Below are 21,988 nucleotides of genomic sequence, written 5' to 3' on the forward strand. Positions count from 1 at the left end.
GCGGCGGGTTCAGCCCGCGACCCGGCCGGCGGCGGGTTCAGCCCGCGACCCGGCCGGCGTCCGCGAAAGCCTCCCGCAGCGTGCCGGCGACGCCGGTCGCGTCGGCGCCGGGCACGATCGTGGGGTCGTGATCGATGCGCAGCGACAGCTCGCCGCGGTCATGGACGGCCGTGACGATCATCGGATCCTCGATCCGGTGGCCCGGCGGATACCGGAACCGGCCCGGCACGCCGTCCAGCACCGGCGCCGGGCGGCGGGTGCGGTCGATGAGGGTCAGCACCAGATCGAGGTGGCCGGTCCACGGCGCGTGCGACGCCCGGGCCGCGCGGACGACCTCGTCGAACGGGGTGTCCGCGAACTCCAGGTCCTCCCACCAGCTCTCCTGGACGCTGCCGCCCCCCGGGTTGGCCAGCACGGTGTTGATGAAGCAGCCGACCACCCCGGTGTCGTCCTGCCCGCCCCAGGTGTAGGCGACCGGTGCGGTTCCCGGCAGACCGGCCAGCGCGCGGTGGCCGGCGGCCAGCAACACCGGGAACGGCCGGTCCGGGGCCGATCCCGGGGCGGACAGCCGGTGCCAGGCCGAGACCTGCCCACCGGGTCCGCCCGGGTCCCGGTCGCGGCCCCACCGGCCGGGCCCCGCGTCACGGACCCGCGACGTCCAGTGCGCCAGCGCCTCCGGCCCGCTCGCCGCGTGCTCGACGGCCAGCCGCTGCTCCACCACCTCCCGGTAGCGGTGCAGTCCCGCGGTGACCTCGGCGTCCGGCACGGCCGCTCCGCTGCGGTAGGCCGACATCAGCTCGTCCAGGACCAGCCCGGTGGACTCACCGTCACAGACCAGATGGTCGAGACCGAGGACCAGCAGATCCCGCCGGCCATCGCGGGCCAGGAGCACCCGCAACGATCCGGCCGTGGTGGGCCAGTCCTCAAGGGCGGCCCACACGGCGCCGTCGAGGTCCCCGGTTTCCGGCGCGAAGATCTCCTGTACCAGCGGGCCCGCGGGGACGGGACCTATGCGCAGCACCGGCAGCCCGCCGGCGGTGTCGGCGACCCCGCGCAACGCCGGATGCCGGAGCAGCACCGCCCGCGTCGCGCGTTCCAGCCGGTGGGCCGTCAGCAGCCCGGGCGGGAACTCCAGGAACACCGGCAGGATCCGGACCCGGCCCCGGGGATCGGCGGACCGGGTGTGGTGGAACCGGCGCTGCGCCCCGGTCAGGGGCATCAGCTCGGCGACACCGTCGTTGGCGCCGCGGTAGAACTTGAGGTAGGTCCCGGTGATGCTCCGGTGTGTCCGTGCGTTCACCGGGTCACGCCGCGTTCGGCCCGGATCAGTCCGCTGCGGACGGTGTCGCTGAGCAGTCCACCCAGCCCGTCGAGGTCCTCCCGGGTGTGGAAGTGACCCCCCGGCCGTACGCGGAGGTCGAAAGCTGCCTCGGTGTGGTCGCGCCACCCCGCCATCCACGCCGCGCCACCCGGCTCCTGCTCCCCCACGATGGCGGTGACGGGGCATCGCAGCCGGGGTCCGGGCCGGTACTCGTAGGTTTCCAGCACCTGCAGATCCGCTCGGTAGCAGGCCAGGGCGGCGGCGAGCAGTTCCGGGTCGGCCCGGGTCGCCGCGGGCAGCGGGCCCCAGCGTTTTTCGACCTCGGTCCGCAGCCCGGGGTCGTCCAGCACGTGCAACGGCCGGTCGGTCCGGGTCAGCGGCGGAGCCGGGAACGACGAGACGAACAGGTGTACGGGCTCGGTCACCAGCGCCCGGGCCACCTCGAACGCGACGAGCGCGCCGAGGCTGTGGCCGAACAGGGCGAACGGTGGGGTGAACCGCACCCGCGCGACGATCTCGCCGACCAGCTCCGCCATCGTGGTGAACGCCCCCGCCCCGAGGTTGTGCGCCCGGCCCGGTGGCTGGACGGCCACCAGCCGCAGACCGGGTGTGTGGGCCGCCCACCGCGCGTACTCCCCCGCTGCCCCGCCCGCGTGCGGGAAGGAGTACAGGGTGGCCACCGCGGTGGCCGGCGCCGGGCGCTCGATCACCCGCACCTCAGCCATGACGCACCGACGAGTCGCGCAGGCGTTCCTCGACGAGCGCGGTGAGCTCCCGCACCGACGGCGCCTCGTACATCGAGCGCACCTCGAGCTCCACCGGCAGCAGCTGTCCGAGCCTGGCCATCAGCTCGTCGGCGACCAGCGAATCCCCGCCGAGGTCGAAGAAGCTGTCCCCGGGGTCGACATCGGGCAGGCCGAGCATCTCGGTGAACAGCAGCGACACGGTCTGCTGCGTGTCGCGTCCGGCGGCCGGGGCGGACGCCGGGACCGCGCCCGGTGCGGCGGGCGGCCCCGCCTCCAGCAGGTAGGGCTGCCGTTGGAACGGATAGGCGGGCAGGGGCACCCGTCGCCCCGGTTGCTCGTGGGCCGCGGCCCAGTGGATCGGCAGCCCGGCGAGCCACAGCTCACCGAGCGCGGCAAGGGGGTCGGTGACCGTGACGGCGATGTGGTCGCCGGTCCACTGCGGGTGCTTCCGCAGCCGTGCGGACAGGCCGGTGTCGCCGGTCTCCAGGAACACCCGGCCCGGCGTGTCCAGCGCGGACCGGATCTCGGCGTCGCTGCTGTCCGGGTCCAGGGTGAGGTCCGGGTGCAGACCGAGGTCCGTCCACCGCCGTACGTGCTCCTCCTCGGCCCCCTTCGGCACGAGCAGGGCCACGGCGCGACCGTCGCGGGCGCGGTCCCCGGTGACCAGCCGCTGGGGTGCGCCGCCGGCCAGTACCCGCAGGGCGTCCGGCCGGTCCCGCACCACCGCGTACCGGCGGTGACCGTGCAGGCGCCGGCCGACCTGCAGTGTCCATGCCACATCCCGCAGGTCGAGCGCGGGATCAGCGGTCAGCCGGGCGGCGAGGCGGGCGGTCAGCTCGTCGAGGGCGGCCGGGGTGCGCGCGGACAGCACCAGCACCTGCTCCGCGGTGCTCTCCGGTCTCGGCCGCGGGGCCGGCGGCTGCTCCAGCACGACGTGCGCGTTGCCACCGCCGAGCCCGCGCGCGGTGACCCCGGCCCGGCGGGGCAGCCCGGCCGGTGCCCACGGTGTGGCCTCGGTCGCCACGGCGAACGGGCCCGCCGCGAAATCGATGTCCGGGTTCGGCTCGGAGTAGTGCAGGCTCGGCGGGATGATCCCGCGTTCCACGGCGAGCACCGCCTTGATGAAACCGGCGATCCCGGCGGCGGCGTCGGTGTGCCCGATGTTGCCCTTCACCGAGCCGAGCAGGCAGGGGTGCTCCCGGGGCTCCCCGTCGGCGAACGCCTGGTTCAGCCCGGCGACCTCGATCGGGTCCCCGACCCGGGTGCCGGTGCCGTGGGCCTCGACGTAGGTGATGGACGAGGGGGTCACGCCCGCCGCGTGGTGCGCGGCCCGGACCACCTCGACCTGCCCACGGACCCCCGGTGCGGTGAATCCCGCGCGGTCCCGGCCGTCGTTGTTCACCGCGGAACCCCGCAGCACGGCGTAGATGTGGTCGCCGTCGGCGACGGCGTCGGACAGTCGCTTCAGCACGGTGACGCCACAGCCCTGCCCGCCGATCACGCCGTCCGCGGCCGCGTCGAACGGGCGGCACGCGCCGGTGGGCGAGGTGATGCCGCCGATCCGGTAGTTGTCGAGCATGGCGGGCAGCCGCACCGAGGTGCCGCCGGCCAGGGCGAGATCGCATTCCCCGGTGAGCAGCGCCCGCGCGGCGAAGTGCACGGCGTACAGCGAGGTCGCGCACGCCGCCTGCACGTTGGCGGACGGCCCCCGCAGCCCCAGCTTGTAGGCGATGCGACTGGCCAGGTAGTCGCTGGTGCTGCCGGTCAGGATGTCCCAGGTGGTGATCGAGCCGTCCTCCAGCTGCTTGGCCCGCAGGACCTCGGTGTAGGTGGACAGGCTGGACCCGGCATAGACACCGATCAGACCGGGGAAGCGGTCCGGGTCGTAGCCGGCGCCCTCGATCGCCTCGACCGCGCATTCGAGCAGGACCCGGTGCTGGGGGTCGGTGAGCAGGGCCTCACGGGGGGTGTAGTCGAAATAGCCGGCGTCGAACCACTCCGGCGCCTGGAGCAAACCGCCCGCGGGAACGTATTCCCGGGTGCGGCCACCGGGGCCGGGGATGCTTTTCGGGGCGAATCGGCTGACACTGTCCACGCCGGAGACGAGATTGCCCCAGAACTGGTCGACATCCACCGCGTCCGGGAACCGGCAGGCGAGTCCGATGACGGCGATATCCGTCTCGCGCGGGCCGGCCTGCGGCGCACCGGGCGCCGAGCTCCGCGCCGTTTCCCGCGGAGCCGTGACCGGCTCCTCCTGCGGCACCGAGCCGTCGAGGAAAGCGGCGCACGACCGGATCGTGGAATGGATGAACAGTTGCGGAAGGGTCAGCCGGACGCCGATGCGCTGCGTTATCTGCTCACGCACCATCTGCATGAGCATGGAATATCCGCCGACTTCGAAGAAATTGTCGAGAACACCGATATCGTCGTGTTCGAGAACGTCACGCCAGATGTCGGTGAGGATCTGTTCCGTCGGCGTTACCGGGGGCTGGCGGGTGCTCATCGCCGCACATCCCGGCGTCGTTCATTGCTCAGATCCGTGAATATGGCCCCGCGTACATAAATCATCGCACTCCCCCGTTCGACAAGCGCCAAACCCACCCGGCAGGCGCCAAGAGATCGACAGTCATCATGGTCGACCATACCAGCGGGTAGCGCCACGGTCACTACTTGATCATGATTAAGGTGGGTCAAAGCAGTGCATAAACACCCACCGACCACCGCGCCGGGCCAGGGCCGACCCCGGCAGTGAGCAACGTCACCAAAGAGCACAAGAATTGCTTGATCCCGCAATGATCCGTCCCCGCATGCCCTGCCCAGGGCATCAGCAGCGGGACCCGTACCGGTATTTGTGAATCCGCTGTGAGTCGGCCGGCAGCCGCCCGCCTCCCATTCATCCCGGTCTTTACAACCACTCGATCACGGGGCTACGTTGCACAACGGCCCGGGGAGACCGGGGTCGCTGCGACACGTCGTGAATGACGAGGAAAGAAGAGGGTCCATGGGGGGACAACAGCTCTTTCTTGCCTGCCTGCCTTTCGCGGGCAGTGGTGCCGGGTTCTTCCGGGAGTGGGAGAAGCTGGCACCACCGGAGGTCACCCTGCTCCCGGTCCAGTTGCCGGGGCGCGAGGAGCGCTTCCTGGACGACCCGTACACCGAGGTCGCCGACGCCGTCGCCGGGCTGACACCGCAGATCCTGGCCGGCACCGGCGACGGGGCGGCCGTCGCGTTGTTCGGGCACAGCCTGGGCGCGGTGCTCGCCTACGAGATCGCCCGGGAACTCGAACGGACCGGGCACCCCGGGCTCCGCCACCTGTTCGTGAGTGGCTCACCGGGACCGCACGACGGCCGCGCCGAACGCGCGACCGGCCTGCCCGACATGGAGTTCCTGGCCGGTGTCCAACGGTTCGCCGGTTACCGGCACGCGGCCTTCGACGATCCCGAGATGATCGAGGTGCTGCTCCCGGCGCTGCGCGCCGACGTGGAGATGCACGAGAACTACCGGGCGACCGGCACCGGGACGCTCTCGGTGCCGGTCACCGCCCTGCGCGGCGACCACGACGAACTCGTCTCCCGGGAGCAGGCCGGGCAATGGGCCGGGGTGACGCGGGGCCCGTTCGGGTACCAGGAACTCCCCGGCGGGCACATGTACCTCGTCGACGAGGCGGAACATCTGCTGCGCGTGATCGCCGGCAGCACGGCGTGAGACTGGCCGGCAAGACCGCCATCATCACCGGTGCGGCCCGTGGTCTCGGGCGCGCCTGCGCGCTCCGGTTCGCCGGCGAGGGGGCCGACCTGCTCCTGCTGGACATCACCCGGGACCTCGCCGACGTGCCCTACCCGCTCGGATCAGCCGGCCAGCTGGACCACACCGCCGCCCTGTGCGAGCGCGCCGGCGCCGCCACGGTGACCGCCGCGGTCGACGTACGCGACGCCCGGCAGTGCGCACTCGCGGTCGACCGGGCCCTGGACCGGTTCGGCACGGTGGACGTGCTGGTCAACAACGCCGGCATCGCCTCGCCCTCCGGGAAGATCACCCACGACATCACCGAGCGGGAGTGGTCGCTCATGCTCGACGTCGACCTCTCCGGCGCCTGGCGGATGATGAAGGCGGTCGCCCCGGTGATGGTCGGCCGCCGGTCCGGCAGCATCATCAACGTGTCCTCGACCGCGGGCACGGTCGGCTACCGGCACTTCGCCAGCTACGTCGCGGCGAAGCACGGCCTGATCGGACTCTCCCGGGCCGCGGCCCTGGACTACGCACCGATGCGGGTCCGCGTGAACGCGCTGTGCCCCGGGTCGGTCCGTGACGACCCGGTGCTCGAGGGCCGGATGCTCGGCGAGATCGCCCGGTCGCTGGAGGTCCCGGTGGCCGAGCACGAACGGATCTTCGTCCGGGATCAGCCGATGAACGCGTTGATCGAACCGTCCGACATCGCGAACGCGGCGCTGTGGCTCGCGGCGGACGACTCCCGCCAGGTCACCGGCAGCGTGCTGACCGTGGACGGCGGCTTCACCTCCCGATGACCAGGAGGCTCCACCCGTGACCACACCGACGATCGACGATCCCGCCGCGGGATGCCACAGCCTCGTGCTGCGGCTGCCCGGCCCGGCGGACCCCCAGCACCTGCTGTCCGCGGCGATGCCCGACCCGATCCGGGTCTGGCAGACCCCGGTCCCCGCCGGCGCGGACGAACCGATGGCCGTGGACCGGCGGCGCGCCGAGTCCCTGCGGCCGATCCACCCGGGCGGCCCGCCGTTGCGGGTCGTGGCCCTGCGCTACGCCGACGGCACCACGGACGTGGTGCTGGTGGCGGTCCGGGCGGCCGTCCCGCCGGCCACGCTGCGGCGCATCGCCCGGCTCCTGCTGGACGGATCCGGCGAGAGCGTGCCCGTCCGCCGCGCCGCCGCCCGGCCGGGCCTCGCGTATCGCGGCGACCTCGAATGGGGCCTGGGTGATCCGGAGCTGCGCGGGGTCACCGGCAGTGCGCTGATCGACCTCACCGGGCTCGGCGAGCACGCCGACCGGGTCCTCGTGCCCGCGATCGCCCTGGCCGTGAGCCGGTACGGCGGCGGGGAGCCGGTGGAGCTGGGCGTGCTGGAGCTGGGCGTGCTGGACCTGGACGTGCTCGACCTGGACGGCGACACCGGCGAGCACCTGCGCGCCCACCCGGTGCAGGAGCATCCGGAGGTGTCCGGCGCGGACTTCCTGCGCCGGTTCGACCGGGCGCCCATCACGCCGGCCGAGGCGCCGCCGGTCGGCGTCGTCCTGAGCCCGGCCTTCGAGGAGGGCAGCTACACGGCCTGCCTGGCACCGGTCTTCCCGCTCACCGTCCAGGTGGACCGGGGCTCGTCGCGCGCGGTCTGCCACTTCGACCGGGGCATCGTGGACGCCGCCGTCGCCCGGCGGTTCTGCGCGCACGTGGCCCATCTGGCCGGGCAACTGGCGCACGGCGCGGCGGACCGGCCGGTGTCCGGGCTCGACCTGATGCCGGACACCGAGCGGGCGGAGCTCCTGCGGGCCGGCGCAACGGTCGGCAGCCCGCACGTTCCGGGGCGGATCGACCGCGCCTTCGAGGACATGGCCGCCCGGCAGCCGCACGCCGTGGCGCTGCTGGCCGGCGACGAGCAGCTGACCTACCGGCAGCTCGACGAGCGGGCCGGGGCGGTGGCGGCCGGCCTGGGTGCGCTGGGCATCGCCCCGGGCAGCCGGATCGGTGTCTGCCTGGAACGCGACGCCGAGCTGGTGATCACCCTGCTCGGCGTGCTCAAGGCGGGCTGTGCGTACGTACCGATGGATCCGCGCTATCCGGCGGGGCGCCTGAGCTTCACCGCGCAGGACGCCGCGCTGCCCGTCATCGTCACGTCCGCGCCGGAGTTCCCCGCGGTTCCCGGGAGCCGGCTGCTCACCCCCGCCGCGCTGGCGGACCTCGGAGCGGGCCGGACCCGGGCCGGTACGCACGGGTCCGGCGACGGTGACGACCCCGCCTACGTCATCTACACCTCCGGGTCCACCGGGACACCCAAGGGCGTGGTCATACCCCATCGCAACGTGCTGGCGTTGCTGCGGGCCACCGCCGGCGATCTCGGCCTCGGCCCGGACGACACCTGGACGCTGTTCCACTCCAGCGCCTTCGACTTCTCCGTGTGGGAGATCTGGGGGTGCCTGCTCACCGGTGGCCGCCTGGTCGTGGTGCCCTACTGGGTCACCCGCGACACCGAGGAGTTCCACACCCTGCTGGCCGAGCGCCGCGTCACGGTGCTGAACCAGACACCGTCGGCGTTCGCGCAGCTCGTCCGCACCGATCAGCGCGCCGGCGCGGCCCTGGCCCTGCGCCTGGTCGTCTTCGGCGGCGAACCCCTCGACGTCCGCATGCTGGCCCCGTGGTTCGCCCGGCACCCGGCCACCGACTGCCGGGTGGTCAACATGTTCGGCATCACCGAGACCACCGTGCACGTGACCGCCCAGACGGTCACCCCGGCCGAGGTCGTGGCCGGCTCCCGATCGGTCGGCCGGCCGCTGCCGGGGTGGTCGGTGTCGGTCCGCGACGACCGGGGGCGGGTTCTGCCACCCGGTCCCGCCGGTGAGATCTACGTCGGCGGCGCGGGGGTGGCCAGCCACTACCTCGGCCTGCCCGAGCTGACCGGGCAGCGGTTCGTCCGCGACGAGGTGACCGGCGAACGGGTCTACCGCAGCGGTGACAAGGGACGGCTGCGTCCCGACGGCCGCCTCGATCACCTCGGCCGGCTGGACAACCAGGTCAAGGTGCGCGGCTACCGCATCGAACTGGACGAGATCCGTACGGTGCTGCTGGGCGCACCCGCGGTCAGCGCCGCGGCCGTGGTGGTCAACCGGGAGCGGCCGGACGACCCGGCGAGCAGCCGGATCGACGCGTACGTCGTCCTCGACGCGGCCGGGGACCCCGCGCGGGTGCGCGCGCACGCCACCACGATGCTCCCGGAGCACATGATGCCCACGACGATCACCGCCGTCGCCCGGATCCCGCTGACGATCAACGGGAAGCCGGACGTCACCGGGCTGCCCGATCCACGGACCGGGCCGGCCCCTGCCCCCGACCCCGCCCCTGAGCCCGGCGGCCCCGAGCCCGGCGGCCCCGAGCCCGCGCCCGGCGACGTCGCCGACGACATCCTGGGCATCTGGAGCGAACTGCTGAACACCCGGGTGGGATTGCAGGACAATTTCTTCACCCTGGGCGGGAACTCCCTGCTGGTCGTCCGCGCCCTGGCCGAGATGCGGGAACGGAACCTGCCGAAGGTGTCACCGAGGCAGTTCTACGGTCATTCGACGGCGGCACAGCTCGTCGAGCTCGTCCGGCAGCTCAGCGCCGCCGGCCGGTGACGCCGGACAGTGCCGCCGGACAGTGCCGCCGGACGACCACCCAGCCCGTTCACGATGGGGGAACCATGCCCGAGGCCAAGCGCGCCTCCCTGCTCCTGATCGGCGTCGACCGGTACGTGCTCAGCGCCTGCCACCGGTTGGGCGTCGACGCCGTGACCGTGTACGGGCCCTACGCCCGGGACAACGGCCTGCAGGAGATCCCGGACGGCGGCACCGCGGTCTTCTGCGACGATCACCGCAACCCCGAGGCGGTGCTGACCGCCCTGCACCGCGCCGGGCTGGCCGGCCACCGCTTCGACGCCGTGCAGACCACCGACGAGCGGGCCCTGGTGACGACCGCCCTGCTGGGCACCGCTCTGGGCTGCCGGACCGTCGATCCCGGCACCGCCGTGCTGTTCCGCGACAAGTTCCTGCAGAAGCAGCGGGTACGCGCGGCGGGTGTGCGCACCGCCCGTACCTGGCTGGTGGAGGACATCCACCTCCTCGACGGTGACGCACCGCCCCTGCCGTTCACGCCCGCGGTGCTCAAGCCGGTCGCCGGGGCCGGGACGGAACTGACCTCGCGCGTGCGCGACGACGCGGAACTGGTCGCGTCGGCCCGCGCCTACCGCCGGCGGCGCACGCCGAACCGCACGTTCGTCGCCGAGGAGTTCATGGCGGGCGAGGAGTGGACCGCCGACGGTGTCGTGTCCGACGGGGAGGTCGTCTTCTACGGCCTCGGTGAGTACGGCGCGTCCTGCCTGTCGGTCATCGAGTCGGGGGCGCCGCTGCGGATGCGCAAGTTCGACCCCCATGCCGAGCGGTGGACGTACGACCTGGCCGGGCCGGTGGTGCACGCGGCGCTGGCGGCGCTCGGGGCTCGCGACGGCGTCTTCCACATGGAACTGTTCCACGATCGCGGGACCGGCCGGATCGCGTTCAGCGAGTGCGCGTTGCGGCGTGGTGGTGCCCTCACACAGGAGGAGATCCACTGCAAGTTCAACGTCGACCTCGGGGAGGCGGCGGTGCTGTGCGCCCTCGGTGAGTCGCCGGCACCGGCGGTCAAGGTCCGGCCGGGCACGGTGGGCTCGTCGTACCTGCCCAGCCGGGCCGGCGTCATGCTGTCCTGTCCCACGCCGGAGCACCTGCGGCAACTGCCGGACGTGGAGTTCGCCCGCATCGACGTACCACCGGGCACGGTCCTTCCCGACGCGTTCGGCGCCACCAGCCAGCGGATCGGGCAGGTGATGTTCACGACGGCCTCCGCCGGCCTGCTGGACCAGCGGGTCGAGCAGACCCGCTCCTGGTTCCTGGACCGGCTGCGGGTGATGCCGCACGAGGTGTTCACCCGCCAGCTGCGCGACTGGAACCGCGACGCCGGCGAGACGGATTACGCGGATGTGCTGTACGACCCGGACGGGAGGTGAGCGCCTCACCCCCGCTCCGGTGATCACCGGTGCGGCGTAGGCTCGGCCACAGTCGACATCATGGAGGATATCGGTGTTTCCGGAACAGCGGCCGCGACGACTTCGGCGTACCCCTGCCCTGCGGCGACTGGTCGCCGAGACCAGTCTGGAGCCGCGTCAGCTGGTGCTGCCGATGTTCGTCAAGGAGGGCGCCACCGAACCGCTCCCGATCGCCGCGATGCCCGGCGTCGTGCAGCATACCCGTGACTCGTTGCGCAAAGCGGTCGCCGAGGCCGTGCAGGCGGGTATCGGCGGCGTGATGCTGTTCGGGATCCCGCGGGAGCACGACGCGGTGGGCGCCGCCGGCCTCGACCCGGACGGCGTGCTGAACGTGGCGCTGCGCGATGTGCGGGCCGAGGTGGGCGACAGCATGGTGATCATGTCCGACGTGTGCATCGACGAGTTCACCGACCACGGGCACTGCGGGGTGCTCGACGAGCACGGTCAGGTGGACAACGACCGCACGCTGCGGATCTACGGTGAGATGGCCGTGGCGCAGTACGAAGCCGGCGCGCATGTCCTCGGGTCGAGCGGCATGATGGACGGTCAGGTCGCGGCGATCCGGGCCGCCCTGGACCGGGCCGGTCACCCCGAGGCGGCGGTGCTGGCCTACGCGGTCAAGTACGCGTCCGCTCTCTACGGGCCGTTCCGCGAAGCGGTCGACTCGCAGCTCGTCGGTGACCGCAAGACCTACCAGCAGGATCCGGCCAACGCGCACGAGGCGATGCGGGAGGCCCGGCTGGACCTGGACGAGGGCGCCGACATGGTCATGGTGAAACCGGCCGGGGCGTATCTGGACATCATCCGGGCGGTGCGGGACATCGCGGACGTGCCGGTGGCGGCATATCAGGTGTCCGGCGAGTATTCGATGGTCGCGGCCGCGGCGGCGAACGGCTGGATCGACCGGGAACGCACGATGATGGAGACCCTCATCGGTATTCGCCGTGCGGGCGCCGATATCGTGCTCACCTATTGGGCCTCGGAAGCGGCCGCCCTGTTGAATCAGCGCTGAGCACGAACGACGAATGCATTCTTGGCCGACCGTGATGCGGTCGGCCAAGAATGACTAAGGGGTCACCGGCGCCGATTCGAGCCGGTAGGCTTTCAGTGCCGCGTCGACGGCCGCCCGGGTCTGTTCCTCATTCGGGGAACGGAAACGGAATCTGCCGCCGACGTCGACATATCCGCCGTCCTTGGTGAAGACGTGACCGACCTCGGGCAGGACCTCCGCGTACAGGTGCTCGACGGTGCCGATCAGGCTGGTCCGGGCGGTCACCCGGCTCGGCAGCGGGTACGGCACCGCGAACAGCAGATATCCCAGCCCGGTCGGGTCGCCGTACGTGCTGCGGTCGGCCAGCGGCGGCAGGTCGAGCAGGCTGCGGAACGCCTCGCCGTACAGATCGATGTGCACATGCTCGGCGTGCAGGTGGGGAACCTCCGCGCCGCCGGGACGCATGCCGGCCTCCAGGAAGACGAACACACCCGGGGAGGGCTCGATGAGTTCCAGGTGGAACGGCCCCTGGGTCAGGCCGAGCGCGGTGAGACACGCCAGGGTGTACTCCTCCGCGGCGCTGCGCCGCGGCCCGGGGTCCAGGATCACCGAGGCGAACGGGGCGCCGGAGCGGGCGAAGTCGAGGCAGGTGCCGATGTACTCGCTGGAACTGATGAACCACAGCGCGCCGTCCCGCATGATGCCGTCGACGTGCAGGATCGGCCCGTCCACGAACTCCTCGGCCTCGTACGACCGGACGTCGATCCCGGCCAGCGCGTCCTCGAGCTCGGCGGGGGTCCGGACCTCGATGATGCCCCGGGAGGCACCCTCGTCGACCGGCTTGAGGATGATCGGGAAGGCCAGCGCCTGGTCGAGGGCGGCGGCGACCTCGGCCGGCCGCGAGGACGCGAACGCCGCCAGCGGACGGAAACGCGGAACCCGTAGCCCCACCGCCTCCAGGCGGGACTTCATGGCGACCTTGTCCTTGAACCGGTGGGCCAGGTCGACGCCGGGCCCGGGCAGCCCGAGCGCCTCGCGCAGCCGGGCGGCCGCCACCACGTCCTTCTCGGAGAGCCCCACCGCACCGGTCAACGGCCGGTGCCGCGCGATCAGGCGCTGGGCCACGGGCAGCACGGTCGCCAGCGACAGGTCGTCGACCACGACGACGTCCAGTGCCCACCCGGTGTCGATCGCGGACAGCCCGGACTCGAGGGTGATGAAGACCATGTCGACGTCGAACTCCCCGGCGAAGCGCCGGTAGTCGACGACGTCGCCGGTGAATCGATTCAGCGCGAGGTAGAGCGGGCGGTCCGGCGCCGGGGCACGGCGCACGGAACTGCCCTGGATGAGTGTCATTGCATAACCCCCGTGGTCTGACACCGCTTACATCATTGAGACTTACATCATTGTGCGGTAAACCGCACAATGATCGACACTGGTCAGTGTGCCCGATCCTATCGCGGGTCGCAAGACCGGCGTTCTGGCAACAACTTGCCAGAGTGAGATACCAGCCGTCGACTTGACGTGAATCGACACGGGGTGGAAACCTCGAATACGCATATAGATCATGGCCGATCACGATGGGGATCTTGCATCCCCCGCCTGAGGCCGTTTCGATCGATCCACAAATCGGGGGTAAAGCCGAATGGGAGCACTACGTCAATCTCGAAGGTCGATAGGTTTTTCTCCGGAGCGGCACCAGAACCCCGTCGCGGCCCAGGGCGGTGGGTGGTGAACGCCGGCACGGGCAGCGGCTCCTGGCTGCGGGCGGTGCGGCCGGTGCTCGATCCCGGCGACCAGATCGACTGGGACCGGCTGGCCGCCATGGAATCCGGGCTCGACCAGGTGCTCGCCGCCCACCCCATCGACCTGCCGGCCGGGACCGAACGCTCCGACCGGCTCCAGGCCGTCCGGCAGGCGATGGTCGAGCGCGGATTCCTGGTCACCCGGGCCGACCCCCCGCTGTACGCGGTGCTGGCCCAGTTCATCTGCGGCTACCGCGACATCGACCTGCGCGACGCGGTGACCCTCGGCCACGCCGAGCTGATCGACGAGTACGGCCACCCCGCGTCCCGGCAGCGGTGGGTGCCGCGCATCGCGGCCGGCGGGCTGGCCGGCGTCGCCATCACCGAACCGCACGGCGGCTCACGCCCGGCTGCCGCGCGTACCCGGGCCACGCTCGGCCCGGGTGGGACATGGCTGGTCAGCGGCCGCAAGAAGTGGATCAGCCGGCTCACCGAGGCGGCCGTGTTCGTGGTGTTCTTCCAGGACCCGGACGGCAGGCTGGCCGCCGCGGCGGTCGACGCCGCCGCGCCGGGCATCCGCCGTCAGCCGGTGGCGCCGACCGGCGTGGCCGGATGGACGTGGGGCATCCTCGACCTGGACGAGGTGGCCGTCGACCCGGAACGCGACGTGCTGCGCGGCGACGGGATGTTCCTGCTGCGCAAGCACTTCGCCTCCTACCGGTCGCTGGTCACCGCCACCGGGATCGGTGCCGCCGCGGCGGTGTTCGACATCGTCACCGCCGGCCTCACCGAGCGGCGGGACAGCGGGGATGTGCCCCGGCTGCGTGACTCCGCGCTGGTCACCCTCGGGCGTACGCACGCGCAGCTGGTGACCGCGTTGCTCGGCACCGCCATGGCCGCCCAGCTGGCCCACGCCGGCAACGACCGGGCCGAGCAGTGGGGCTGGGAGATGAAGGCGCACGGCATCGACACCGCCCACCACGCCGCCGGTGAGCTCGGCCTGCTGCTCGGGGCGGCCGGTTACCAGGCGGACTCGCCGATCGCGAAGATCCGGCGGGACCTGGAAGGGCTCCTGATCGCCGACGGGATCCACGACAGCCTGTACCGCAGCGCCGGGATCCGCCACACGACGCGACCCGCGGTGGCGGCCGAGCCCCTGCTGCAGCCGGTGGCGGTGCCGGCCTGACCGGGCGGGCACCGCTGGTCGCGTACGTCCTCCCGATTCCGCTCACCGACGAGATAGAGATCGCATGAACAAGTTTCTCAACATCAAGAAGTCCGTACGGATCAGTGCCGACTTCTGGGATGTCACCCGCGACGCGGGCCTGTACGACCTCGTGGTCGCCGGGCTCGGCGACGGCCGGCACCGGGTGCTCGCCGACGGCCACGAGTTCGTCAACATGGCGTCCTACTCGTACCTGGGCCTGGACACGCATCCGCGCCTGGTCCGGGCCGCGGCCGAGGCCCTGCTCGCCGAGGGATCGCTGAACACCTCCTCGTCGCGCCGGACCATGCGCTTCGGGGTGCTCCGCGACGCCGAGGACGCGCTGTCGGAGCTGTTCGACGTCGAGGCCGTCACCGTCAACTCCTGCGCCACCGCCGCGTGGACGAGCCTGCCGCTGGTCGCGTCGGGCCTGCTGACCGGCGACGTCGCGCCGCTGATGGTGTTCGACAAGAAGGCCCACTTCTGCCTGAACGCGATGAAGCCGAACGTGGCCGACGAGGCCGAGATCGTGACGATCCCGCACAACGACATGGGCGCGCTGGAGGAGCTGTGCAAGCAGCACCGGCAGGTCGCGTACGTCGCCGACGGCGTGTACAGCATCGGTGGGCAGGCCCCGATGCCCGAGCTGCTGCGCCTGCAGGAGAAGTACGGCCTGTTCCTGCTGCTCGACGAGGCGCACGGCATCTCCACCGTCGGGCAGCGCGGGCGCGGTGTGGTGCTGGAGGCGATGGGTGGGATCAACGACCGTACGTTGATCATCACCTCGCTGAACAAGGGCTTCGGCGCGTCCGGGGGTGCGATCTTCCTCGGCCCGCGCGGCTCGAAGCAACGGTTCGACACGGCACTGCGCAGCGCCGGCCCGCTGATGTGGTCGCAGCGGATCAACACGGCCGGGCTGGGCGCCCTGGTCGCCTCGGCCGAGCTGCACGCCTCGGCCGAGCTGACCGGGCTGCAGGACCGGCTACGGGCGAACATCACGCTGTTCGACAGCCTGATCGACACGCCCGAGCGCGGTGACGGCCTGCCGATCAGGTTCGTCGAGGTCGGTGCCGAGGACGCCACCGTCGCGTTGTCGCAGGACCTGCTGCGGGCCGGCTTCTCGGTCCCGCCGGTCTTCTTCCCGATCGTCGGGCGCGGCCGATCCGGCCTGCGCGTGATGCTGCGGGCTAACATGTCCACCGTGGAGATCGAGGAATTCTGCGGCTTACTCACCACGTTGCGCCGACGCGAGCCCGCCGCCGCCGATGCCGGGGCCTGAGCTCGGCGCCCGGATGGCCGCGCTGCTCCCGAAGGGTCGCCCGGCCCGGCTCATCACCGTCGCCACGCTGCTCACCATGAACGGCTACGGCATCTACATCACAGCCGGCGTGCTGTATTTCACCCGGGCCGTGCACCTGCCGGCGGCCCAGGTCGGCGTCGGTCTGACCGTGGCCGGGGCGGTGTCGCTGGCCGCCGGGATGCCGGTCGGTCACCTGGCCGACCGGGCGGGCGCACGCACCATCTACGCGCTGACGCTGGCACTGGGCGCGGTGTCGATGGCCGGGCTGTGCTTCGCGCACGACTTCTGGACGTTCGTGGTCTTCGCCGGCCTCGGGGCGGTCGCGCAAGCGGCGATCCCCGGGGCCCGCGGGCCGCTGGTGCAGGCGTACGGCGGGGAACGGCCCGCCGAGTTCCGGGGGTACCTGCGCGCGGTCACCAACGTCGGCGTCTCGGTCGGTGCCCTGCTCGCGGGCTGGGCGGCCGCGGTCGACACCGGTGCCGCGTACGTGCTGGTGATCGCGGGCAGTGCCGTGTCGTACGCGGCGGCGTCAGCGGTCGTGCTGTTCCTGCCCGGTCTCGCCCCGAGCCGGCACGGTGCCGGGCCGCGCTGGGTGGCGCTGCGCGACCGCCCGTACCTGGCCCTGACCGTGCTGGACGGGGTGATGGCGATCCAGTACCGGGTGCTGACCGTGGCCCTGCCGGTGTGGCTGGTGGCCCGGGCTGACACCCCCAAGTGGACGGTGTCGATGGTGATCCTGGTCAACACCGCGATCGTGGTCCTCTTCCAGGTACGGGCCAGCCGCTCCATCACCACCCCGGCCGCCGGTGGCCGGGCGTTCCGCCGCGCCGGTTTCGCGTTCCTGATCGCCACCGCGCTGATCTCGGTCACCGGGGACATCCCCGGGTGGCTCACCATCGCCCTGCTGGCGACCGCGGCGGTCATCCACACCGTCGGTGAGCTCTGGCACGCCGCGGCCGGGTTCGAGTTGTCCTTCACGATGGCCCCGGAGCACGCCGTCGGGCAGTACCAGGGCCTGTTCGGCATGGGCCTCGGCCTGGGGCTCGCCATCGGCCCGGCCCTGCTCATCACGCTGACCGAACAATGGGGCCGGCCGGGCTGGTGGGTCGCCGGAGTCCTCTTCGCCGCCACCGGGCTGGTCCTGCCACCGGTCGTACGCTGGGCCGAACGGGCCCGCACCGCGGCGGACCTCGAACGACCCGCCGCCACGATCGGACGGTGAGCGATGACCAGGTCGTACCGGATCGCTGTCATCCCGGGTGACGGGATCGGCACGGAGGTCGTCCCCGAGGGGTGGCGGGTGCTCACCGCGGCCGCCGAGGTGCACGGCTTCCGGATCGAACCGGTCGCGTTCGACTTCGCCAGCACGGATTACCACCAGCGGCACGGTGCGATGCTGCCCGCCGACTGGTTCGAACGGCTCCGCGGGTTCGACGCGCTGTTCTTCGGCGCGGTCGGCCGGCCCGAGGTGGTGCCCGACCACATCTCGCTGTGGGGCAGCCTGCTGCAGTTCCGGCGGCGCTTCGACCAGTACGTCTCGTTGCGCCCGGCGAAACTGCTGCGCGGGATGACCGGTCCGCTGACCGGCCGGAGCCCCGGCGACATCGACATCGTCGTCGTCCGGGAGAACACCGAGGGCGAGTACTCCAGCATCGGCGGGCGGATGTTCGAGGGCACCGACCGCGAAACCGTCATGCAGGAGACCGTCATGACCCGCACCGGGGTCGACCGGATCCTGCGCTACGCGTTCGAGCTGGCCCGGAGCCGCCCGCGTAAGCACCTGACATCGGCGACCAAGAGCAACGGCATCTCCATCACGATGCCGTACTGGGACGAGCGGGTGGCCGCGATGGCCGCCGGCTATCCCGACGTCACGGTGGACAAGTACCACATCGACATCCTGGCCGCACAGTTCGTGCTGCACCCGGACCGCTTCGACGTGGTGGTGGCCAGCAACCTGTTCGGTGACATCCTCTCCGACCTCGCCCCGGCCTGCACCGGGACGATCGGCATCGCACCGAGCGCCAACATCAACCCCGAGCGCACCTTTCCCAGCCTGTTCGAACCCGTGCACGGCTCGGCCCCCGACATCGCGGGCCGGGGCATCGCGAACCCGCTGGGCCAGATCTGGTGCGCCTCGATGATGCTCGACCACCTCGGTGAGCCCGCCGCCGGTGCCGCGGTGCTCGCCGCGATCGAGGACGTCGTCGCGCGCGGCGGTGACACCCTCACCCCCGATCTCGGCGGCCACGGCACCACCGTGGGGCTCGGCACCGCGGTCGCCGCCGCCGTGCGGTCGGCCCGCCCGTGAGCGTTCCCCTGCCGCCGGCGTTCCGCTACCGCCGCGTCGACGTCGGCGGGGTCACCATCAACTGCGCGGTCGGCGGTGCCGGCCCGCCGCTGCTGCTGCTGCATGGTTACCCCCAGACGCACCTGATCTGGCACGAGGTCGCACCGCTGCTGCTCGACCGGCACACGGTCGTCCTGACCGACCTGCGCGGCTACGGCGACAGCGACAAGCCCGCCAGCGGCCCCGGCGACCCGCAGTACGCCAAGCGGACCATGGCGGCCGACCAGCTCGCGGTGATGGCGGCGCTCGGGTTCGACCGGTTCGCCGTGGCCGGGCACGACCGCGGCGCCCGGGTCGCGCACCGCCTGGCCCTGGACGCCCCCGGCGCGGTCACCGCGCTGGCCGTGCTGGACATCGTCCCGACCCGTCACGCCTTCGAGCATGCCGGCAAGGACTTCGGCCTCGGCTACTTCCACTGGTTCTTCCTCGCCGCCGGGAACGGCATCCCCGAACAGCTCATCGGCAACGACCCCGAGTTCTGGATCACGACCCGGATGCGGGCCCGCCACCACGGTGGCACGGCGTTCGACCCGGCCGCGGTCGCCGAGTACGTCCGCTGCTTCTCCGACCCGGCCGCCATCGCCGCCTCGTGCGCGGACTACCGGGCCGCCGCCGGCATCGACCTCGTGCACGACGCCGCGGACGCCGGCGCCGGCAACCTCGTGCGGGCCCCGCTGCTCGCGTTGTGGGGTGAGCACAGTTTCGTCGGGCGGTCCTACGACGTGCCGGCGGTCTGGCGCGGTTACGCCACGACGGTCTCCGGTGCGGCGCTACCGGCCGACCACTACCTGCCGGAAGAGGTTCCCGGGCAGGTCGCCGACGCGCTGCGGGAGTTCTTCAGCGACACCGGCGGGTGATCACCGGCGGCCGCCGAACTGCCACGGGTGGACCTCGGTGTCCCCGTCCTGGACGCCGGGGTGTTCCGCCAGGACTGCCGTGCCGGTGCGGGTGGTGCCGTCGTCGGCGAGCAGATGGCCGTACGCGATGAGGCTCTCCGCCGGCGGCACGGTGACCACCGCGGTGGGCGTGGTGGCGAGGATCAGGAAGCCGGACGTGCGGGGAAACTCCCACATCGTGCGTCCGAGCCGGTCGTCGTAGCGGCGGATCAGCACGTCGGCGTAGACGCCGGCGCGGTGGTTCGGCTCCTCGTAGGCGAACCGCTGGGCCGCCTCCGCACCGGGCAGGTCGACGATGTGCAGGCTGCCGGTGGCGTGCTCGCGGTCCGCGGTCAGGGTCGGCCCCCGGGCGATCATCGCCTCGGCGTAGTCGTCCATGAACGCCCAGTGCCGCTCGGTCAGCTCCGCGCGCAGACCGGCCGTGCCGGGCCGGTCCCGGCAGTAGACGAGGTACAGCATCAGCGGGGTGCGGTGAACTCGGCCCGCCAGCGTGCGGTCAGCGGGTCGTCCTCGTCGCGCAGCAGCTCCACCGTGCCGGGTCCGAGCCCGAACGCGTCGATCTCGGCGCGGGTCAACGGCCAGGGCGGCCCGTCGTCCGGGCCGGCCTTCGCGGCCGCGGCCAGCACGAGCAGGGTGCCGCCCGGGGCGACCAGCGGGCCGGCGGCGGCGATCGCCCGCTCGCGCTCCGGGGCCGCCAGCGCCTGCACGGTGTTGCTCTCCAGGACCAGGTCGAAAGCGCCGTGCCAGTGCGGGGGCGGGTCGAGCAGGTCCGCGACGCCGTACTCGACGAGCGTGCCGGGATGGCGGTCGCGCGCGGTGCGTACCGCGGTTCCGGAGATGTCGAAGGCGGTCACCGCGAAACCGAGCCCGGCCAGGAACTCGGCATCGCGGCCCAGGCCGCACCCGATGACCAGGGCGCTGCGCCCGGCCCCGGACACGGCACCGTCACGGGCCCACGCGGCGAGCAGCCGGCTGGGCCGGGGCACGTCCCACGGGATCTCGGCCGCACCGTCACGCGCCTCGGCGTACAGCTTCTCGAAGCGGCCGGTGCTCATGCCGTGGGGCGGGGCAGGCGGCGCAGCTCCCGCAGGGCCTGACGGCGGGTGTCGCCGGTGAGCGTGTCGATGTACAGCCGTCCGTCCAGGTGGTCGGTCTCGTGCTGCAACGCCCGGGCCAGCAGGCCGGTCCCGGAGATCGTCAGGGGCTCGCCGTTGACGTCGACCCCGGTCGCGGTCACCGACATCGCCCGCGGGGTCGCGAAGCCCATCTCCGGCAGCGACAGGCAGCCCTCCTCGTCGTCCTGCTCGCCCTCGAAGCCGGACAGCACCGGGTTGACGAGGTGCCCGACGACGCCGTCCACGTTGTAGGAGAACGCGCGCACGCTGACGCCGATCTGCGGCGCGGCGACCCCGGCCCGGTCCGGCTCGCGGACGCTGTCCTCCAGGTCCTGGACGAGCTCGCGCAGAGCGGCGTCGAACACGGTCACCGGCTCGGTCGCGATACGCAGGACGGGGTCACCGAACAATCGGATAGGACGCACAGTCATGACGTCCAACCTACCGGGGTGCCGTCGCGACGGTTCACGACCATTCCCTGGCCGATGCAAGCAATTCCTGGTGACCAATTTCCGTCACCCGCTGTGATGATCGGACGACCCGGCCCACCCGGGCGCCGGCCCGGCCCCACCGGCGTCCGCCGAGGTCGTGGCCGGGCCCTCCGGCGTGCTGTTCACCCTGTCGGCGCGCTGACGGAAAGTGACCGCGGAGCGGCACTGTGGAATCGCTCCCATGCGACGTACCGTGGCAGGCATGGACCACGGGAACCGCAGCCACGTCCCGGGATTCCCAAGCCTCGGGTCACCGGCGCCACCACCCCGGCGGCCATCACCGATTCGGCGCCGTTCAGCACAGCCCGTCACCGGATCGGCGCCGATCGGACGAAATGGCATAGCCGAACGGGTGAGGTTTCGCACGCGCGGTCCGTCGGTGGTACACCGCACTGTCACAAGCTCGGCCGGGACACCACCACCGGCCCACCACCACCCGAACATCCATGACGGACGGTGACCGCGCAGGCAGGAGGCCAGATAACCCGGTGGACCCGTTTGCGCGGGTGTCGGAAAGTGGTGGTACCGGCCGTCAAATGAACAGTGAATTCACGACACGAGGCCCCGTCACTCGGCCCCGCCGGATTCGTTCGGAGGGAGTAGTGTTCGGCCCCGTTGATGTGAAACACAACACAGAACCCCTACCGGAGATCCCCGATGTGCCAGCACCAGAACACCTGCCCCGCCGCTGAAGCCGTGGACCGCGAAGCGGCCCGGATCGTGGCAACCTTCCCCGAACAGGGATGGAGCTTGCTCTGCAACGGTGTCATCGTCTTCGAGGACACCGGCGAGCTGCTCCCCGACTGCAGCGTCATCGCCCCGCACCGCGGCCCCGCCCGCCACGCCCTCGCCGCCTGAAGTCACAGAGCCCCAGCACACAGAGCCCCACCGCACAGAGCCCGAGCAAGTCCCGGCATCCCGGCGACGAAGCCGAGAGCGACACCCGGTCCTCCGGGTGGCCCGCCCGGCTCCGCCGATGCAGCCGAGCACGTGAGAAAGGGCCAGACCTGGCCCTTTCTCACGC

The 21,988-nt window shown here is 72.1% G+C and carries 18 protein-coding genes; 11 read left to right on the plus strand and 7 right to left on the minus strand.

The window, feature by feature from the left end:
• Positions 1-37: 37 nt before the first annotated feature.
• Genes ACIA6A_RS00325 through ACIA6A_RS00335 form a run of 3 tightly spaced genes read right to left on the minus strand, consistent with a single transcriptional unit; the run spans position 38 to position 4,570 of the window.
• Positions 38-1,300: a condensation domain-containing protein gene (locus ACIA6A_RS00325; RefSeq protein WP_396095155.1), complete on the minus strand. Its 1,263-nt coding sequence runs from the start codon at positions 1,298-1,300 to the stop codon at positions 38-40.
• Positions 1,297-2,046 (minus strand): thioesterase II family protein, encoded by a 750-nt coding sequence (locus ACIA6A_RS00330; protein WP_396095156.1) that lies wholly within the window; start codon positions 2,044-2,046, stop codon positions 1,297-1,299. The genes ACIA6A_RS00325 and ACIA6A_RS00330 overlap by 4 nt, the downstream gene beginning before the upstream one ends.
• Positions 2,039-4,570 carry a beta-ketoacyl synthase N-terminal-like domain-containing protein gene (locus tag ACIA6A_RS00335; RefSeq protein WP_396095157.1) on the minus strand — a complete coding sequence of 844 codons (2,532 nt, stop codon included), beginning with the start codon at positions 4,568-4,570 and terminating at the stop codon, positions 2,039-2,041. The genes ACIA6A_RS00330 and ACIA6A_RS00335 overlap by 8 nt, the downstream gene beginning before the upstream one ends.
• A 498-nt stretch (positions 4,571-5,068) precedes the next feature.
• On the opposite strand from ACIA6A_RS00335, the gene ACIA6A_RS00340 reads away from it, so the two are divergent.
• The 5 genes from ACIA6A_RS00340 to hemB all read left to right on the plus strand — a co-directional run bounded on the left by ACIA6A_RS00340 (position 5,069) and on the right by hemB (position 11,884).
• Entirely contained in the window at positions 5,069-5,773 is a 705-nt protein-coding gene (locus ACIA6A_RS00340; RefSeq protein WP_396095158.1) for a thioesterase II family protein, read from the plus strand.
• The gene (locus tag ACIA6A_RS00345; RefSeq protein WP_396095159.1) at positions 5,770-6,594 is read left to right on the plus strand and encodes an SDR family oxidoreductase; all 825 of its coding nucleotides are present in this window, start codon (positions 5,770-5,772) and stop codon (positions 6,592-6,594) included. Before ACIA6A_RS00340 ends, ACIA6A_RS00345 begins: the two co-directional genes overlap by 4 nt.
• A 16-nt stretch (positions 6,595-6,610) precedes the next feature.
• Positions 6,611-9,427, plus strand: a complete 2,817-nt coding sequence (locus ACIA6A_RS00350) for an amino acid adenylation domain-containing protein (RefSeq protein ID WP_396095160.1) — start codon at positions 6,611-6,613, stop codon at positions 9,425-9,427.
• A 65-nt stretch (positions 9,428-9,492) separates the two neighbouring features.
• Positions 9,493-10,833: an acetyl-CoA carboxylase biotin carboxylase subunit family protein gene (locus ACIA6A_RS00355; RefSeq protein ID WP_396095161.1), complete on the plus strand. Its 1,341-nt coding sequence runs from the start codon at positions 9,493-9,495 to the stop codon at positions 10,831-10,833.
• A gap of 73 nt (positions 10,834-10,906) precedes the next feature.
• Positions 10,907-11,884 (plus strand): porphobilinogen synthase, encoded by a 978-nt coding sequence (gene hemB / locus ACIA6A_RS00360; RefSeq protein ID WP_396095162.1) that lies wholly within the window; start codon positions 10,907-10,909, stop codon positions 11,882-11,884.
• Positions 11,885-11,938: 54 nt separating this feature from the next.
• On the opposite strand, the gene ACIA6A_RS00365 is transcribed toward hemB, so the two are convergent.
• Positions 11,939-13,219, minus strand: coding sequence for an acetyl-CoA carboxylase biotin carboxylase subunit family protein (locus ACIA6A_RS00365; RefSeq protein WP_396095163.1), 1,281 nt, complete (start codon positions 13,217-13,219; stop codon positions 11,939-11,941).
• A gap of 375 nt (positions 13,220-13,594) precedes the next feature.
• Here ACIA6A_RS00365 and ACIA6A_RS00370 point away from each other — a divergent pair, with 375 nt between their 5' ends.
• The 5 genes from ACIA6A_RS00370 (at position 13,595) to ACIA6A_RS00390 (ending at position 19,319) form a co-directional block, all read left to right on the plus strand.
• Positions 13,595-14,794 (plus strand): acyl-CoA dehydrogenase family protein, encoded by a 1,200-nt coding sequence (locus ACIA6A_RS00370; RefSeq protein WP_396095164.1) that lies wholly within the window; start codon positions 13,595-13,597, stop codon positions 14,792-14,794.
• Between the two features lie 64 nt (positions 14,795-14,858).
• Positions 14,859-16,091 carry an aminotransferase class I/II-fold pyridoxal phosphate-dependent enzyme gene (locus ACIA6A_RS00375; protein WP_396095165.1) on the plus strand — a complete coding sequence of 411 codons (1,233 nt, stop codon included), beginning with the start codon at positions 14,859-14,861 and terminating at the stop codon, positions 16,089-16,091.
• Complete coding sequence (locus ACIA6A_RS00380) at positions 16,078-17,334, plus strand: MFS transporter (protein WP_396095166.1); 1,257 nt, start codon at positions 16,078-16,080, stop codon at positions 17,332-17,334. The genes ACIA6A_RS00375 and ACIA6A_RS00380 overlap by 14 nt, the downstream gene beginning before the upstream one ends.
• 3 nt (positions 17,335-17,337) lie before the next feature.
• A complete protein-coding gene (locus ACIA6A_RS00385) occupies positions 17,338-18,423 on the plus strand; it encodes a tartrate dehydrogenase (RefSeq protein ID WP_396095167.1) in 1,086 nt (361 codons plus the stop codon).
• The gene (locus tag ACIA6A_RS00390; RefSeq protein ID WP_396095168.1) at positions 18,420-19,319 is read left to right on the plus strand and encodes an alpha/beta fold hydrolase; all 900 of its coding nucleotides are present in this window, start codon (positions 18,420-18,422) and stop codon (positions 19,317-19,319) included. Before ACIA6A_RS00385 ends, ACIA6A_RS00390 begins: the two co-directional genes overlap by 4 nt.
• Here the strand turns inward: ACIA6A_RS00390 and ACIA6A_RS00395 are convergent, their stop codons facing one another.
• Genes ACIA6A_RS00395 through ACIA6A_RS00405 form a run of 3 tightly spaced genes read right to left on the minus strand, consistent with a single transcriptional unit; the run spans position 19,320 to position 20,904 of the window.
• Positions 19,320-19,817, minus strand: a complete 498-nt coding sequence (locus ACIA6A_RS00395) for a YciI family protein (RefSeq protein WP_396095169.1) — start codon at positions 19,815-19,817, stop codon at positions 19,320-19,322.
• The gene (locus ACIA6A_RS00400; RefSeq protein ID WP_396095170.1) at positions 19,817-20,413 is read right to left on the minus strand and encodes a class I SAM-dependent methyltransferase; all 597 of its coding nucleotides are present in this window, start codon (positions 20,411-20,413) and stop codon (positions 19,817-19,819) included. Before ACIA6A_RS00400 ends, ACIA6A_RS00395 begins: the two co-directional genes overlap by 1 nt.
• Complete coding sequence (locus tag ACIA6A_RS00405) at positions 20,410-20,904, minus strand: peptide deformylase (protein ID WP_396095171.1); 495 nt, start codon at positions 20,902-20,904, stop codon at positions 20,410-20,412. The genes ACIA6A_RS00400 and ACIA6A_RS00405 overlap by 4 nt, the downstream gene beginning before the upstream one ends.
• A 717-nt stretch (positions 20,905-21,621) precedes the next feature.
• On the opposite strand from ACIA6A_RS00405, the gene ACIA6A_RS00410 reads away from it, so the two are divergent.
• The gene (locus ACIA6A_RS00410; RefSeq protein ID WP_396095172.1) at positions 21,622-21,822 is read left to right on the plus strand and encodes a DUF5999 family protein; all 201 of its coding nucleotides are present in this window, start codon (positions 21,622-21,624) and stop codon (positions 21,820-21,822) included.
• The last annotated feature ends 166 nt before the right edge of the window (positions 21,823-21,988 follow it).

It is taken from the genome of Actinoplanes sp. NPDC051494, assembly GCF_044454705.1.
GTDB lineage: Bacteria > Actinomycetota > Actinomycetes > Mycobacteriales > Micromonosporaceae > Actinoplanes.

What these genes read in the sequence shown, in the direction of transcription:
- ACIA6A_RS00330 (WP_396095156.1), bottom strand. Translation starts at nt 2,046, where the DNA reads ATGGCTGAGGTGCGGGTGATCGAGCGCCCGGCGCCGGCCACCGCGGTG.
- ACIA6A_RS00335 (WP_396095157.1), bottom strand. Translation starts at nt 4,570, where the DNA reads ATGAGCACCCGCCAGCCCCCGGTAACGCCGACGGAACAGATCCTCACC.
- ACIA6A_RS00340 (WP_396095158.1), top strand. Translation starts at nt 5,069, where the DNA reads ATGGGGGGACAACAGCTCTTTCTTGCCTGCCTGCCTTTCGCGGGCAGT.
- ACIA6A_RS00355 (WP_396095161.1), top strand. Translation starts at nt 9,493, where the DNA reads ATGCCCGAGGCCAAGCGCGCCTCCCTGCTCCTGATCGGCGTCGACCGG.
- ACIA6A_RS00365 (WP_396095163.1), bottom strand. Translation starts at nt 13,219, where the DNA reads ATGACACTCATCCAGGGCAGTTCCGTGCGCCGTGCCCCGGCGCCGGAC.
- ACIA6A_RS00375 (WP_396095165.1), top strand. Translation starts at nt 14,859, where the DNA reads ATGAACAAGTTTCTCAACATCAAGAAGTCCGTACGGATCAGTGCCGAC.
- ACIA6A_RS00380 (WP_396095166.1), top strand. Translation starts at nt 16,078, where the DNA reads ATGCCGGGGCCTGAGCTCGGCGCCCGGATGGCCGCGCTGCTCCCGAAG.
- ACIA6A_RS00385 (WP_396095167.1), top strand. Translation starts at nt 17,338, where the DNA reads ATGACCAGGTCGTACCGGATCGCTGTCATCCCGGGTGACGGGATCGGC.
- ACIA6A_RS00395 (WP_396095169.1), bottom strand. Translation starts at nt 19,817, where the DNA reads ATGCTGTACCTCGTCTACTGCCGGGACCGGCCCGGCACGGCCGGTCTG.
- ACIA6A_RS00400 (WP_396095170.1), bottom strand. Translation starts at nt 20,413, where the DNA reads ATGAGCACCGGCCGCTTCGAGAAGCTGTACGCCGAGGCGCGTGACGGT.
- ACIA6A_RS00405 (WP_396095171.1), bottom strand. Translation starts at nt 20,904, where the DNA reads ATGACTGTGCGTCCTATCCGATTGTTCGGTGACCCCGTCCTGCGTATC.
- ACIA6A_RS00410 (WP_396095172.1), top strand. Translation starts at nt 21,622, where the DNA reads ATGTGCCAGCACCAGAACACCTGCCCCGCCGCTGAAGCCGTGGACCGC.